Below are 16096 nucleotides of genomic sequence, written 5' to 3'. Positions count from 1 at the left end.
GACGGCAACCGCGTCTGCGATAGACGCAGTCACGCCCGCAGAGGCCAGAAACTACTTCGCTGCGGCGGGATATGAACCGGAGTAAGTGGGAAATGCTCTAGATCAACGGATGACCAGTCGGAATCGATTGGATATCCAAAAATTGATCGTTTCCCAGATGCTCAAGCCAGACTGAGCGCCCGTGGTTGAGGCCGCGTGGCCGTCCCGACTGCCCGTAGACGGACTTCCCCTTGAAGGAAGACCCACGGAATGTCGTCTTTGTTGAAAATCGAATGGACTATTCTGAGCCACGAAACACCACTTACAAACCGTCCCTGTAGCCGTTGCAGAGCCATCAGGCCGTTTGCCTCTACAGGAAAATTTCGGCTGAACGCCAATGGAAGCCGTCTGGACGCCTGGCTGGTATTCTCCTGCCTTGCCTGCGGAAAACGATGGAACAAAACGCTTTTTGAGCGACGGCCCGTCAAAAGCATCTCACGGGAGCAGCTTGAGGCGCTTCAGGCCAATGATCCGCAATTCGCGGAGCGGCTGGCGCTCGAAGGCAGTAACTCAACGACGGAGCAGCCCGGTTACCTTGCGCTTGGCGTGCGCATCACCGCTCAGGCTGAGCGGACACGCGGCGAGATCCTGCTTACCGTGCGTAACCCGTCCGGCAGCCGTGTCCGGCTGGATCGGGTGCTTGCAAGGGGGCCAATGCTGACCAGGAAAGAGGTGCACCGCCTCGCTCAAAACGGAGTGCTGGAGGTGCAGGATGCTTCACCGAAGGCGATCCGGCGGCATGTTTCGGGAACAGCAACCCTCGCGATTTTTCCGGATCGGGAAAAAGGCATCTCCGATCTGATCACCCAGATGCTTTCTGCATGCGGTTCTGGCCGGGCCTGAGTGTCAGCAGACCTGAGGCCATCCCTCGTCACCGGAGATCCAATTGGCGGAGCTCCGGTGACGAGGATCTTTCTTTCCTGTGCCTTTACGCTCGAAAGGTCACGCGGCCCGAAGGTGGCCAAGAAAGTCATTCAGACCTTCCCGGATCGTATTGATTTGCTGTGAAACGTCCTGAATGCCGCTGGCAACATCCTTCACCCTGTCTCCGGAAACCTGCGCAGCCCGGTTTACCTCTGAGATATTCGAGGAAATATCGATGCTGCCCTGGGCGACATCATGAGCGTTCTTTGCTATTTCCGACGTCACCGCGTTTTGTTCTTCAATCGCGGAGGCGATGCCCGCGATCTGCTCCCGGATGTCGGACATGGATTTCACGACGGTCATGATCGAGACGGAGCAGGAAGACGTACCGGTCTGCAATCCGGACAACTGGCTTCCGATCTGGTCCGTTGCCTGGCCGGTCTGGTTTGCAAGTGCCTTGACCTCCGATGCCACGACAGCAAAGCCTCTGCCGGCTTCGCCGGCCCTTGCCGCTTCGATGGTTGCGTTGAGCGCGAGCAGGTTCGTCTGGGAGGCAATGTCGCTGATGAGATTAAGTATCTGCGTGATCTCTTCAGTGGAGGTTGATAGCTTGTTCACGGTATCCCCTGACGTTTCGGCCTGTTCGGAAGTTTCGGCGGTGGAGGAGTTCGCAAGTGTCACCTGCCGGCTGATTTCCTGTATCGAGCTGGCGAGTTCCTCGGAGGCGGAGGCGACGGATTGAACACACGCGGTGGACTGTTCCGCCGCCGCCGCAACGGTATTAGCACGCTCGACCGTGTCCTGGCTGTTCTGCGCCAGAAGATCAGCGCCTTCGACCAGGGTCTCAAGCGCGTTCACCGCCACATCGCAGCTTGTCATGAGCAAGTTTTCCAGCTGGTCGGCCAGGCGCAGCCGGGTACCGCGGCGTTCCTCTACGGCCTGCATTTCCTCCTCCCGCGCCTGCTCCTGCAGCCGTTTCATTTCGATGATATTGGCCCGGAAGACTTCGAAGGCTCCGGCGACCTTGCCGATCTCGTCTTTTGACCTTACGTGGATTTCCACATCTGTCTTGCCCTGTGCCAGTTCCATCAGGCCGGTGGTCACCTGATTGAGCGGTTTTGAAATCATGTAACGGGCGAAAAGGATCGAGCAGACGCCACACAAGAAGAATGTGACGACCGCCGTAATGATAATCTGGTGGAGAGCATCCTTCTCATGTTGGGCTGCAGCGGTTGTCGCCTGACGAGTGAAGGTCTCGATTTCCTCCAGAAGACTGACAAGTTCGTGATCGAGCCGCTGCTGTTCTTCCTCCAGTCGGTTTACGAGCTTTCCGGCAATTTCCAGCTCACCTTGCCCGACCAGCTGTATGATTTCATTGACATGGAATTTATACTGAGTGTACTCAGATTTAATGCGCTTCAGCTTTTCCAGTGCTCCAGAGAATTCTTCCTGCTCCATTTGCGAATAAGAATGGTCCAGAGCGGTTTGAGCGAGGTTCTCGGCCTTGAGTATTTCATCCGCTACACGGACCTCCAGCTTTTTCAACGAGACCTTGAGCGGTTCAATTTTCTCTTTCTCATTCTCGGAATGGACGCCTGATAGCCGCATGATGCGCTCCACAAGCGCGGCTTGTTCCAGTTGATGGTTGGTCACATGGCTTATGGCTTCGGTCAGCGGGATGTCTTTTTCCGCCACGTTGGCGAGTTCTTTTCCAATCAGGTTCATGTGAAAGATCGCCACTAGCGCGACTACCACCAGACCCAAACTCAAAAAAGCAACCAGAGAGAGAATTTTTGCTGCAACTGATGTTGAGATTGGGTTTGATATGAGCATTTTTTGAAACCCCGCCAAAGAAGAAACAACCTGAAACGCAACGTAACTTCATCATTGCGCGATTTGTGTAAGTGTATGCTAGTCAGGGTTGAATATTCGGTAAACTTGGTTCTAGAATAATTATAAAAATTGCTTGAGTAGTGTTTACATTGTCGGATGTTCTGATGTCAAAAGCTGATAAAATGGCCACCCTAAGGGCGGCCATTTTCATTTCAGATCAAATTTTCAGAGCGATTTTCAGGTCTTTCCCCATCCGCCTGCAGTCGGGGTAACGACAGTCACCGCTTCACCGGGTTCCAGCACCGTCTGGTCGCAACCTTCAAGTTTCTCCACCGAGCCGTCCAGACGCCGGACTTCCGTACGACCGAGTTCGCCATCCTCACCCCCTTCAAGACCTTTGGGCGGTACGGTGCGGTGCGAGGCAAGAATGGCGCAGTCCATCTTTTCGAGGAACCGCAAGGTACGCCTCGTGCCGTCACCCGCCGACCACTTGCCTTTTCCTCCTGTGCCCTTGCGGATATGGAAGTCCTCCAGAAGCACCGGGAAGCGAAATTCCAGCACTTCCGGGTCTGTCAGGCGTGAATTGGTCATATGGGTGTGGACCCCGTCTGTGCCATTGAAGCCCGGACCTGCAGGTGAGCCGGAACAGATCGTTTCATAGTACTGATACGTATCGTTGCCGAAGGTCAGGTTGTTCATTGTTCCCTGGGCGTTCGCCATGGCGCCGAGTGCTGCGAACACCGCGTTGGTGACATGCTGCGACGTCTCCACGTTACCGGCCACAACGGCGGCCGGGTAGGTCGGCCGCAGCATGCAGCCGTCGGGAATGACGATATGGATCGGCTTCAGGCACCCGGCATTCATCGGGATGTCGCCATCCACCATCACCCGGAAGCAATAAAGGATCGCGGCTCGGGTTACCGGCTCCGGAGCGTTGAAATTGTTTGGTTTCACGTCCGAGGTGCCGGTGAAATCGACGGTTGCTTCACGCTTTTCCTTGTCGACAGTGATCCTGACCTTGATCAACGCTCCCTGGTCCGTCGGATATTCGTATTCGGAATCCTTCAGCGCCTCGATGACCCGGCGCACACTTTCTTCCGCATTGTCCTGAACGTGACCCATATAGGCCTGGACAACGTCCAGACCAAAATGGGTCACCATCTTCCTGAGTTCCTGAATGCCCTTTTCATTGGCTGCGATCTGGGCCGACAAGTCGGCGACATTCTGGTGCGGGTTTCTGGCCGGGTAGGCGTGGTCGGTGAGAAGCTCCACGAGTTCGGCCTCTCGGAAATGACCCTGGTCGACGATCTTGAAATTGTCGAAGAGGACGCCTTCTTCATCGACACTGGTGGCGCGCGGGGTCATGGAGCCGGGCGCGGAACCTCCGACATCCGCATGGTGCCCGCGCGAAGCGGCCCAGAACAGGATCTTTTTTCCCTCGTCATCAAATACCGGGGAGACCACCGTGATATCCGGCAGATGGGTTCCGCCATTATAGGGAGCGTTCAGGGCGAACACGTCTCCCGGCCTGATCTTTCCCTGGTTGAGCTTGATGACGGTTTCGACCGACCGGTCCATGGAGCCGAGATGCACGGGCATGTGCGGGGCGTTGGCCACAAGGGCACCATTAGCGTTGAACACAGCACAGGAAAAGTCCAGCCGCTCCTTGATATTCACCGAGTAGGCCGTGTTCTGCAGTGTCACGCCCATCTGCTCGGCGATGGACATGAACAGGTTGTTGAACACTTCCAGCATGACCGGATCGGCTTTCGTGCCGATGGCATCGGACTGTTTCAACGGCACGATGCGCTTCAGGATAACGTGATCCTTGGCGTTGATTTCCGCCTGCCAGCCGTTTTCGACAGCGATCGTCGCATGCGGCTCAATGATCACGGCGGGCCCGGATACCTTCATGCCTGGTTTGAGTGCCTCACGTTTGAAGATGCCGGCCTCGTGCCAGGCGCCTTGCGAAAAAAGACGCGTCGCGGAAACGCGTCCGGCGCTATCGGTTGACCCGGCCAAATCGGGCTCGATAAGGCCCACGCCTCCACCTGCCGTTTCAACCTCCAGCGCTTCGACGACAACCGGTTTGGTTTTGTAGACAAATCCGAATTGATTATGGTGCGCGCGTTCAAAAGCAGCGCGCATTTCAGCAACACCACCAAGTGGAACGGGAAGCGGCGTATCAGTTCCGTCATAGCGCAGATGTGCTGTGGCGGCTGTCCATCGGGCACCCGCGGGAATTTCCTGTTTGTCGAGTTCCGCTTCAGTCTGACCTGCAAGCTGGTCGCGCAGGGCGGACAGGTCGGGCAAAAGCTCTTCACTCAGGGTTTTGACCACGGCCTGTTGACGGTTCGCCCTGATATCGGCCAGACCCATTCCATAGGCCGACAGAATTCCGGAGAACGGGTGCAGAATGACCGTTTTCATGCCGAGACTGTCGGCGACCCGGCATCCGGTCTGACCGCCCGCACCGCCGAAACACGTCAGTGCATATTCCGTGACATCATAACCGCGCTGAACGGATATCTTCTTGATGGCGTTGGCCATATTCTCGACGGCGATCTTCAGGAAACCGTCAGCAACCTCTTCCGGTGAGCGACCGTCACCGATGCGATCCGCCAATTCAGAAAATTTCCGTCTGACTATGTCCGCGTCCAGCGGCTGGTCCCGGTTGGGTCCGAAGATCTTCGGGAAAAACTCAGGTGACAGTTTGCCTGTCATCAGGTTGGCGTCGGTTACCGTTAGCGGTCCGCCGCGGCAGTAGCAGGCAGGACCGGGATTTGCTCCAGCGGAATCCGGACCGACCTGAAAGCGGCCATCGGCATAATGCAGGATCGAACCGCCACCCGCGGCGACGGTGTGGATCATCATCATCGGCGCGCGCATGCGCACGCCCGCGACCTCCGTTTCGAACGCCCGTTCGTATTCGCCTTTGTAGTGGCAAACGTCAGTCGACGTGCCCCCCATGTCGAAGCCGATAATTTTCTCAAAACCGGCCATGCGCGACGTTTCAACGGCGCCGACCACACCACCCGCCGGGCCCGAGAGGATCGCATCCTTACCCTGGAAGAGTTCCGCTGCCGTGAGGCCTCCGGAAGACTGCATGAACATCAACCGCGGACCTTCGCCGAGTTCTTCGCGGACCTGGTCCACGTAGCGGCGCAGGATCGGCGAAAGATAGGCATCGACAACCGTGGTGTCGCCGCGCCCGACCAACTTCATCAGCGGGGACACTTCGTGTGAGACCGAGATCTGAGGAAAGCCAATCTCCTGCGCGATTTTATTCAATGCCTGCTCGTGGGCCGGATAGGCATAGGCATGCATCAGCACGATGGCGATGGAGCGAATGCCTGCATCCCATGCCACTTGCATTTCCCTGCGGGCTGCGGTTTCGTCCAGCGCGCTTTCCAGCGTACCGTCCGCGCGGGCGCGCTCGGAAATTTCATGGACGCGCTCATAGAGCAGCTCCGGCTTGATGATTTCCTTTGCGAAAATATCCGGGCGGGCCTGATAGCCGATTTCCAGAGCGTCGCGGAATCCCCTGGTGATAAAGAGGGCGGTGCGTTCTCCCTTGCGTTCCAGAAGGGCATTGGTGGCGACAGTCGTTCCCATTTTCACGGTTGCGATCTTGTCCGAGGGGATCTGTGCGCTTTTTTCGATGCCGAGCAACTCGCGGATGCCCTGAATGGCCGCATCCCGATAGGATTCAGGATTTTCCGACAGGACTTTGTGCGGATGCAATGTTCCGTCAGGGGCCCGTCCGACGATATCGGTGAAGGTGCCGCCCCGGTCGATCCAGAAATCCCACTTGGCTGTCATGTGCTCCCCTCCAGTTTCCCTGAGATGCCGCCGTCGCGAGCGATCGCTCGATTTTCGGCCGTCGTTCCGAATTCCGATATTTTGTGAATTTATGTTTACATTTTATCGATAAATTGTCGATGAGAAATTTGTACTTTCTGAAATTGCCCTCTTGGTGGGGCCATATGCAGTTTCCCAGATTGGGTTTCCAGCTACGCTGCGCTGCCCAAGAAGTGGACTATCCAAACAAGCCGCTTGACCTGTTTTCAGTTTGGAGGACCGGATCGCAGCAGCTTCAAACCGCTCGCGCCCCAACCGAAGCGTTGCGCAACCGGTTCCGACTCGGAGATGCTGAAAGCTTCAAGTGCTTCCTTCATTTCTTCGGGGCTGCTGTGAACCAGCAAAAGCCAGCGATCGCCTTCAATGGGGCCGGGGGGCTGTTTTTTCAGATCGCCAATATCTGCCGCGGCGACAAAGGCGTCCGGTGGCCTCAGATAATATTCAAGGGCAGGGGCGGCGAACCCCTTGTAGAGCATGAGCCGGTTGCCCTCGGAACGATTGGCCATGTAGTCCTGGACAATGCCGCGCCAGTCGGGTCGCATTTTGTCAAGCAGCGTAAATCTGAGTTCCGGAAATGTGAGCATCAGCGCCGCCACTAGAAGAGCGGCCGGTCCGAAACGGGGGATGAGCTGATTGGCGCCAGCGGACGCAAGCAGCAGCAGTCCTGGCCAGGCTGCAATCAGATACCGGTCGAACAGGATCGGCTGCACAAGAACGGAATAGAGATAGGCCAATACCAGGGGACCGGCCGTGTAGGCGAGACAGATTATCGCGGCCTTTCCGGCGGTTTCCCCGTTTTGTGAGGAAACGGATTCAACGAGAAGCGCGCGAAGGCAACGGCTGAGCGCCAACGCCGCCAGTATCCAGAAAAACACAAGAGACCCGGAAATGCTGAAAGCCATTGATTTCAGGAACTGAATGTCCGGATAGGCAATCCAGAAACCGGCTTCGGCCACGGATCTGGCGCGGTTCGCCAGGATGATCAGCCAGGGCAGGAAGGCAAGAGCGCTGACACCCATGCCAAGGCAGGCAATGGTCGCAGGTGACGCTGAAACACGTCCGGCTCGGAGCGTGTCGCCGAGGGCATAGATGGCGCAAACCAGACCGACCGTGGCAAATCCGAGCAGTGCATAGATGTGGCTGTAGAGAAATGCCGCGCCGCTGAGGCTGAGGAGAGCGAACCAGCCGATAGAAGGGCGGTCCAGCACTTTCAGGACCGATAGCAGGAAGGCAAGCCCGCAGGCGGCAAGAAGCGCATACATGCGTGCTTCGGTGGAGTACCAGATGTGAAACGGCGAGACTGCCAGAAGCGCCGCGGCAAGCAGACCGATATATCTTCCACCAGATGCGTCGCCGGCAAGAGACCTGCCTGCCAGATAGATCAGCCAGACAGCCAAAATGCCGAGAATGACGGAGGGCAGGCGAAGCGCGGACTCGCTGTCGCCGATGATCGGCATGGTCAGCCACAAAATCACATTGTGAAGCGGTGGATAATTGTCCGCGGCGACGGATGAAAGCAGCTCGGGTAAGGTTCCCCTGGACTGTGCCCAGCTCACCGCTTCGTCGTACCAGAGGCTGGTTCTGTCCAGATCGTAAATGCGGAGCGCAGCCGCAACGATCAGAATGACGACGAGCAACAGCGAGCCAATGATCCTGCCAGACCCGCCGTGACCTAAGTTCTGCCGCACGTGTTGGCGTCCTCCCGCAGACGTGATTGAGGCACGCTAGAACATCCCGCGTTTACATGAAAGCAGCTTGATGCAGGCGGTCATTTCTGTTGACGGGAGGTGAAATCGGCGGAGGTATATAAACAATTTATCGATAAATTGTTGATGTTTTCAGTTTTCAAGTTTAGGCTGCGATGAGATGCGCTTTTCACAGGTGTGCACAGAACGCACCGGGGGCAGTATCGCGACGGGATGTGTCCCGCTTCCAAGAGGAGTATATTCATGCTGCAATCACGTTTTCTGAACAGGGCGGGCGTCCGTTTGGCCGCTGCCGCCGCTTTCGGTCTTGCCGGTGTCGCCGCCGTTTCCGCCGAAACCAAATGGGACATGCCGACGCCTTACGGCGACAGCAACTTCCATACGCAGAACATCGCCGCCTTCGCCGAGGATATCAAAGAGAAAACCGATGGGTCGTTGGTCATCCAGGTGCACTCCGCCGGGTCCCTCTTCAAGCATCCGGAAATCAAGAACGCCGTGCGCAAGGGTCTTGCGCCGATCGGTGAAGTTCTGGTGTCGCGCCTGTCGAACGAAGATGCCGTCTTCGGTGTCGATTCCGTGCCGTTCCTCGCACCGTCCTATGACAAGGCGTGGAAGCTCTATCAGGCCGCGAAGCCGGCCATGGAAGAGAAGCTGGACGCGCAGGGACTTGTACTCCTTTATGCCGTGCCGTGGCCGCCGCAGGGTGTCTATGCGAAAAAGGAACTCACCAGCGTCGATGACATGAAGGGCCTCAAGTTCCGTGCCTATAATGCGGCGACTGAACGTCTGGCCCAGTTGGCCGGCGCGGTGCCGACGCAGGTCGAAGTGCCGGATATTCCGACAGCATTTTCCACCGGCCGCGTGGAAGCCATGATCACCTCGCCCTCCACCGGTGCCAATTCCAAGGCCTGGGATTTCCTGAGCCATTATCACGACACGCAGGCGTGGTTGCCGAAGAACATGGTCTTCGTCAACAAGGGGGCGTTCGATGCGCTCTCCGATGCCGAAAAGGCTGCCGTGATGGACGCTGCCACAGAAGCTGAAAAACGCGGATGGGAAGCTTCCAAGGTGGAAACCAATGGCAAGACCGCCATTCTGGTCGAAAACGGCATCACCGTTGTGGAACCGAGTGCGCAGCTGATCGAAGGGCTGGCCGCCATTGGCGAGACAATGTCCGCCGAATGGCAGGCGGAAGCCGGTGAAACCGGCACTGCCATTCTTGAGGCCTACAAAAACTAAATTCAAAAAACGCCGGGCAGTTCAGCCCGGCGTTTTCTTATTCAGTTGCACATCTGGTGGGGGAGCCGATGCGAAAGGCCCTGAATGCGCTCTATCGGGCGTCAACGGTACTGGCTGCGTCTTGCCTCGTAGCCATCGCCTCTCTGGTGGCCCTCCAGGTGTTCGGGCGTCTGCTGGATGGCGGCCTTAGCCTGATCGGCATGGATCCGCTCGGTCTGCTGGTTCCCTCGCTTGCCGAAATCGCGGGTTTCCTTCTTGTGGGCGCGTCTTTTCTGGCGCTTGCCGGGACGTTTCGCAACAGCGACCATATCCGGGTCAACATCCTGCTTCAGGCGGTTCCGCCCCCGGTCGCGCATCTCCTGAATATCTGGGCCGTTGCGGTCGCCCTGGGCCTCGCCGGCTTTTTTACCTGGCATGCCGGCGCACTTGCCCATGACAGCTACACCTACGGGGAAGTGTCCTTCGGCATTATCCCGGTTCCGCTGGTACTTCCGCAAACTGTCATGACTGCGGGGCTTCTCGTGTTTTCGGTCGCCTTGCTGGACGATCTCATTTCTGCACTTGCCGGACGCACGCCAAGCTTCGAGACGGTGAGTAAGGACGACCTGATCGAGGGAAAAGAATAATGGACCTTTCCCTGATCGCCTTTTTTCTCGGTTTCGGCATGCTGGCAGCCCTGGCGACCGGCATCTGGGTCGCGGTCGCTCTTTTTGCCGTAGCTCTCGCCGCCATAATGGCCCTCGTTGCGGTGCCAGCCGGTGCCGTCATGGCGACCACCGTCTGGGGCGCCTCGAATTCCTGGGATCTGACGGCTCTACCGATGTTCATCTGGATGGGCGAGATCCTGTTCCGCTCGCGCCTGTCGGAGGACATGTTCGCCGGTCTTTCGCCCTGGATGCGCAATCTGCCTGGCCGGTTGCTGCACGTGAACATTCTCGGCTGCGGCATCTTCGCAGCGGTTTCCGGTTCCTCGGCGGCGACCACCGCAACAATCGGGCGCATGTCCCTGCCGGAACTCAAGCAACGCGGCTACGACGAGCGCATGGCCATCGGGACGCTGGCCGGATCGGGTACGCTCGGACTTCTCATTCCTCCATCGATCATCCTGATCGTCTATGGCGCTGCAACCGAACAGTCGATTGCCCGGCTGTTCATGGCCGGTGTTCTGCCAGGCGCCATGCTGTGTCTCCTGTTCATGGGATATGTGGCGCTCTGGGCGCTCGCCAACCGGCAGAAGATGCCCCCGAGGGAGGAGCCTGTTCCGTTTGTCAGCCGATTGATTGCAACCCGAAGGCTGTTTCCGGTCATCGGCCTGATTGCCGGTGTCATCGGCTCGATCTATGCGGGCTTGGCCTCGCCCACGGAAGCGGCCGCCATCGGCGTGATGCTGTCTCTGCTGCTTTCCTGGGCAAGCGGAACCTTGAACCGGAAAAGCTTTGCCGATGCGTTGATGGGGGCGACCAGAACCTCCTGCATGATTGCTTTCATTCTTGCGGGGGCATCGTTTCTGACCGTTGCCATGGGGTACACCGGCATTCCGCGTGAATTGGCCGCCTGGATAGGTTCGCTCGAACTGTCGCCCTATGCGCTGCTGGTGGCGCTCACGCTGTTCTTCATTGTGCTGGGCTGTTTTCTTGACGGCATTTCGGTGGTGGTTCTGACCACGTCCGTGATCCTGCCGATGGTGGAGCAGGCGGGTCTCGACCTTATCTGGTTCGGCATTTATCTGGTTCTGGTCGTGGAGATGAGCCAGATAACACCGCCCGTCGGCTTCAATCTGTTCGTGCTTCAGGGGATGACCGGATACAATATTTTCAGGGTCGCCCGGATGGCATTGCCGTTCTTCCTGTTGATGATCCTGGCTGTGGTTCTGATTGTCGCCTTTCCGGACTTGGCTCTTTGGCTGCCACAGACGATGTTGAGCAATTAACAAAAAGCCCGCGCGGGAGGTCCAAGCGTTGCCGGAGAAGCCTGACCCCACTACCGAACCGAAATCCGAAAAGTCGATCGGACCTGTCGTCTCTTCGGCACATCTTGCTTCCGGTGCAATGCCGGCCCTGTCGGAGATCGAATTCGCCGTCACCATGATGGTCAATGCCTATCATCGCTGGATGGTTCGATGCATGGCGGCCAGCGGGTCGGAGGGGCTGGGACCCCTCGACGTGCTCGTGCTGCATTCCGTAAATCACCGCGGCCGGGCAAAAACGCTCTCCGATATCTGCCTGGTGTTGAACATAGAAGACACCCACACGGTGACCTACGCTCTCAAGAAACTTCAAAAAGCCGGGCTAATTTCCTCCGGCCGCAGGGGCAAGGAAAAGACAGCGGAGATTACATCATCGGGTGAAGCCGCCTGTATGGAATACAGACGGCTGCGCGAAGCGTTGCTTGTCGAACCGATGAAGGCGCTGGGCCTGGATGAGAACGAACTCTCCCGGCTGGCCGCCATGCTGCGCCTGGTGTCCGGGAACTACGACCAGGCCGCCCGCGCCGCTGCCGCGATGTGAGCCATACTGATTGCATCTTGTGAAATCTGTTTGTTGAATATTGCAAAATTTCTTGTAAGGTCGAATTATGAAAGATCAGGATGCTGTTTCAGCGCTTGGCGCGCTTGCTCAAGACGACCGCCTGGCGGCTTTCCGTCTGTTGATGGCGGTCGGGCCGCGTGGGCTTCCTTCGGGAACGGTCGCCGAGCGTCTGGATATTCAGCCGACCCGCATGTCGTTTCATCTCACGACGCTTGAACGGGCAGGCCTGCTCTCCGCGCGTCGGGACGGTCGGCATATTCATTATGCGGTCAACTTTGCCCGGATGAAAAACCTTCTGACCTTTCTGATGGAAGACTGCTGCGGCAACAATCCTGCGGTTTGCGGTTTCTCCGCCGAAGAATTCACAAAGCCTACAGGCGTCGGACAGGACTGACCTCATGACCATCACGATCTACCACAACCCCAAATGCGGCACGTCCCGCAATACGCTGGAAATGATCCGGAAATCCGGCGTGGAGCCCGAGATCATCGAATATCTCAAAACCCCGCCGAGCCGCGACGAACTTGTCGGCCTTATTGCGAGAATGGGAATACCCGTCCGCGATCTGCTGCGCCAGAAGGGAACTCCCTACGATGAGCTGGGTCTTGGTGAGGACAAATGGTCAGACGACGAACTGGTCGACTTCATGATGGAGCATCCCATTCTGATCAACCGGCCGATTGTTGTCTCCGACAAAGGCGTTCGCCTGTGCCGCCCATCCGAGAAGGTGATGGACCTGCTGCCGGGGGATATCGGAACGTTCACCAAGGAAGACGGCGAAGTGGTGGCATCCGGAGCGGTCAATGACTGAACTCGACCTCGCGGAATACGGACTTCGGAATATAGCCGGTGACGATTTGAAGCCGATCGTGGAGCAGCGGCTAGTTGTCCCTGACTTGCCGGCGCACCCGCCGCGCGTCCTTCTGCTCTACGGCTCCTTGCGCGAACGCTCCTACAGCCGATTTCTCGTCCTTGAAGCCGAACGTTTGCTGAGGACATTCGGCGCGGAGACCAGGATCTTCAATCCATCCGGTCTGCCCTTGCCGGATGACGCGGAGGCCGGCCATCCGAAAGTCGCGGAGCTCAGGGACCTGTGTGCCTGGTCGGAGGCTCAGGTCTGGTGTTCACCGGAGCGGCACGGCGCAATGACGGGAATATTGAAATCCCAGATCGACTGGGTGCCGTTGAGCGTCGGTGCAATCCGGCCGACACAGGGCAAGGCGCTGGCTTTGATGCAGGTCTCGGGCGGGTCTCAATCGTTCAACGCCCTCAACCAGATGCGCGTTCTCGGCCGGTGGATTCGCATGGTGACGATCCCCAACCAGTCATCGGTCCCCAGGGCCTACCAGGAATTCGATGAAGAGGGGCGAATGAAGCCTTCTCCATTGTATGACCGTGTAGTGGATGTGATGGAGGAACTGATGAAGTTCACGCTTCTGACGCGCGGACAATCCGGCTATCTCGTCGACCGGTATTCCGAAAGAAAGGCGGCACGGGAAAAGCAGTCCACTGCGGAAACCGCAGCGCTTGGCGTTGCCCGCTGACTTTCCACAGCTAGCTCGCGAAATTAGCAGGCCGTTGCGGTTCTTCATCCGTTGCCTCCGGCGCGGGAGCAATGCGGGTCCTTTCTTGCGGAAACCACAAACCACCTGACGTGTTCAACGGGAAGGCCGGAAAATTGGCTTCGTGACTGTCGATGCTGTCCGGTCTGCCGAACATGAAGCCCTGAACGAGATCGCAGCCGGCCGCGCTCAGCAGGATGGCCTGTTCTTCCGTTTCGACGCCTTCGGCGGTGATGATGACGTCGAGAGAACGGCCAAGCCCGACAATGGAGGTGACAATGGCGTCCGTGCTCGCATCCTTGCCGAGATTTTGAATGAATGTCTTGTCGATCTTGATCTTGTCGAAGGGAAAGAGGCTCAGGTAACTCAGGGACGAATAGCCGGTTCCGAAATCATCCATCGCGATTGAAACGCCCATATCACGGACTTCCCGAAGTGTTTCAATCACGGCGTCAGTGTTTGAGATCAGGAGGCTTTCGGTAACCTCGATCTCCAGGCGTTTCGGATCGAGACCGGAGTTGCGAAGGGCCGTGGCAACCCGTTTCTGGGTTTCCCCGGCGATGAATTGCGCCGGGGAAACATTCACCGCCACGCGGCGGGTCTTGTCTTCCCAGTGAGCGGCTTCCTGACAGGCATTGTTCAGGACCCAGGTTCCGATTTCGACAATAAGGCCTGTATCTTCGGCAATCGGGATGAAGATGTCAGGCTTGACGGTCCCTTTGGTGGGATGATCCCAGCGGATCAGCGCCTCATAGCCTTTCAACTTGCCGTCTCGCAGAGAATATTGCGGCTGATAGAGAAGCTTGAACTGGTCGAACTTGATCGCCTTGACGAGGCCGGCTTCCACCTCCTTGCGTTTCTGGGCATCGGCGTCCAGTTCCGGCGTGTACCAGGAAAAGGTCGAACGGCCGCTATGCTTGGCACGGTAGAGCGCAAGATCAGCGCAATGCAGTAAGCGGGAAGCCCGCCAGGAGCCGTCGGTGGCACGGGCAAGGCCGATCGACAGCGAAATTCCGATTTCCTTCCCGTCGATAACGCATGGGACCTTTGTCGCCGCAATCATGTTGGCCGCAAGCTTTGTCATGCGGGCCGGATCGGAGACCGAAGTGAGCAGAACCGCAAATTCGTCACCGGACAGCCGGGAAACAAGATGCGTGTCGAAGACGGCTTTCAAGCGCTCGCTGACGATCTGGAGGAACACATCGCCGGTACCGTGTCCGTGGGTGTCGTTGACTTCCTTGAACTTGTCGATGTCGATCAGCATGACGCCGATATTCGACGCCTTCGCCTGAGCCAATCGCAAGGCCTCTGTGAGCCTGGCGTTGAAAACGGCGCGGTTCGGCAGGCCCGTCAGCGCATCGTGATGCGCCAGATACTGAATGTCGCGATTGGTTCTCACCTGATCGTGGAAACGCATCCACAGCAGGATGCCGGCAAATACGAACGACGTAAGGCACAATCCACCGATTGCCGCGCTGATGGACAGGATCAGGGGCCTCAGGCTGGACAGCAAATCGGCCTGTCTCGTCAGCAGCAGCAGACTCGGCATGGCCGGGTTTGCTCCTTCCGGCCGGTAAGCGATGACAGCATTGCGGCCGAATTTTCCTTCCCAGGTCATGTCCGGAACGGCGGCAAGTGATTTGAATTCCAGTTTTGCGTCGGCCTTGGGCAGGGTGTCCGGCGACAGAAGGAACCTGTCCCTGTACCAGGGGATCTGCTGGAGACCCATTCTGTGCGAGTTGGCGGGAAACATGACTGCCGCATCCAGAATGGCCGACACTCCGGTTTTATGCTGAAACAGGGCCTTGATTGCAGTGAGGTCGTCCGGCGCGAGGCGAGGCGCGGAAGCAGACGCAGTTGAAAGCCGCAGACCCGACACTTCCTCAGGCACAGAACCCTTGCGCTCATCGGCAAAGGTTTTGAGCATTGCGTCAATTGCATTTTCCTGCGGAAGAAAAGTCTGCTCAAGGCCGCGGACAAGAAGCCAATGAGTCAGAAGCCGATTGCTCGCATAGACACCCAGCGCCAGTGTCATGACCAGCGACATGGATATGAAAAATATGACAATGCTTTTTTTTGCCAGGGGATCGGCCATCCTGAGAGGCACCATTTCCTTACACGTATTAGGCGAGTCTAAGCCTAATTGCTTTCACCAACATGAATCCCTCCTGATTTTTCCCTATATTCGCTGATGAGCAGCCCCGGTTTGGCGGATGTCGTACCTGTCATATTCACCCTTGCGAGTTATGAGGGCTGCTTCACGGGGAGGAAACGCGTGGAATCGTATATCTCAGGCCGGCTGGCGGAACGCGGAAAGCGTGCTCTAACACTTTCAGATCGATCAACTTTTCCGCTTTCGAGCGGCTCAATATCGCAGCGGCATGATCTGGTCAAACATCCGCGCTGCCGATATGACTGGCAGACGCAATTGATTCATCGCGGAAGGGGCGGGCCGGGAATGTC

12 protein-coding genes are annotated in these 16096 nt (G+C 57.5%); 8 read left to right on the top strand and 4 right to left on the bottom strand.

Annotated elements, in window-relative coordinates; genetic code table 11:
• Positions 1-249 precede the first annotated feature (249 nt).
• A complete protein-coding gene (locus CLV41_RS22865; RefSeq protein WP_103224782.1) occupies positions 250-882 on the top strand; it encodes a DUF1062 domain-containing protein in 633 nt (210 codons plus the stop codon).
• 99 nt (positions 883-981) lie between these two features.
• Here the strand turns inward: CLV41_RS22865 and CLV41_RS22860 are convergent, their stop codons facing one another.
• The 3 genes from CLV41_RS22860 to CLV41_RS22850 form a co-directional block, all read right to left on the bottom strand.
• Positions 982-2736, bottom strand: a complete 1755-nt coding sequence (locus CLV41_RS22860) for a methyl-accepting chemotaxis protein (RefSeq protein WP_103224781.1) — start codon at positions 2734-2736, stop codon at positions 982-984.
• Positions 2737-2973: 237 nt separating this feature from the next.
• Positions 2974-6558, bottom strand: a complete 3585-nt coding sequence (locus CLV41_RS22855) for a hydantoinase B/oxoprolinase family protein (RefSeq protein ID WP_103224780.1) — start codon at positions 6556-6558, stop codon at positions 2974-2976.
• Between the two features lie 245 nt (positions 6559-6803).
• On the bottom strand, positions 6804-8285 hold the full coding sequence (locus CLV41_RS22850) for a glycosyltransferase family 39 protein (protein WP_146048628.1): 1482 nt from the start codon (positions 8283-8285) through the stop codon (positions 6804-6806).
• A 261-nt stretch (positions 8286-8546) separates the two neighbouring features.
• On the opposite strand from CLV41_RS22850, the gene CLV41_RS22845 reads away from it, so the two are divergent.
• The 7 genes from CLV41_RS22845 to arsH all read left to right on the top strand — a co-directional run bounded on the left by CLV41_RS22845 (position 8547) and on the right by arsH (position 13615).
• Positions 8547-9542 (top strand): TRAP transporter substrate-binding protein, encoded by a 996-nt coding sequence (locus CLV41_RS22845; RefSeq protein WP_103224778.1) that lies wholly within the window; start codon positions 8547-8549, stop codon positions 9540-9542.
• Positions 9543-9610: 68 nt separating this feature from the next.
• Positions 9611-10168, top strand: coding sequence for a TRAP transporter small permease (locus CLV41_RS22840; RefSeq protein WP_103224777.1), 558 nt, complete (start codon positions 9611-9613; stop codon positions 10166-10168).
• Positions 10168-11472 (top strand): TRAP transporter large permease, encoded by a 1305-nt coding sequence (locus CLV41_RS22835; RefSeq protein WP_103224776.1) that lies wholly within the window; start codon positions 10168-10170, stop codon positions 11470-11472. The genes CLV41_RS22840 and CLV41_RS22835 overlap by 1 nt, the downstream gene beginning before the upstream one ends.
• A gap of 118 nt (positions 11473-11590) precedes the next feature.
• Positions 11591-12049, top strand: coding sequence for a winged helix DNA-binding protein (locus CLV41_RS22830; RefSeq protein WP_208987687.1), 459 nt, complete (start codon positions 11591-11593; stop codon positions 12047-12049).
• 67 nt (positions 12050-12116) lie between these two features.
• Positions 12117-12464 carry an ArsR/SmtB family transcription factor gene (locus CLV41_RS22825; protein WP_103224774.1) on the top strand — a complete coding sequence of 116 codons (348 nt, stop codon included), beginning with the start codon at positions 12117-12119 and terminating at the stop codon, positions 12462-12464.
• A 4-nt stretch (positions 12465-12468) separates the two neighbouring features.
• Positions 12469-12882, top strand: coding sequence for an arsenate reductase (glutaredoxin) (gene arsC, locus CLV41_RS22820; protein WP_103224773.1), 414 nt, complete (start codon positions 12469-12471; stop codon positions 12880-12882).
• Positions 12875-13615, top strand: a complete 741-nt coding sequence (gene arsH, locus CLV41_RS22815) for an arsenical resistance protein ArsH (RefSeq protein ID WP_103224772.1) — start codon at positions 12875-12877, stop codon at positions 13613-13615. The genes arsC and arsH overlap by 8 nt, the downstream gene beginning before the upstream one ends.
• A 10-nt stretch (positions 13616-13625) precedes the next feature.
• On the opposite strand, the gene CLV41_RS22810 is transcribed toward arsH, so the two are convergent.
• On the bottom strand, positions 13626-15728 hold the full coding sequence (locus tag CLV41_RS22810) for a putative bifunctional diguanylate cyclase/phosphodiesterase (RefSeq protein WP_208987683.1): 2103 nt from the start codon (positions 15726-15728) through the stop codon (positions 13626-13628).
• Positions 15729-16096: the final 368 nt, after the last annotated feature.

The organism is Roseibium marinum (assembly GCF_002906165.1).
GTDB classification, from domain to species: domain Bacteria; phylum Pseudomonadota; class Alphaproteobacteria; order Rhizobiales; family Stappiaceae; genus Roseibium; species Roseibium marinum.
This window is presented reverse-complemented; position numbering and strand designations above follow the sequence as displayed.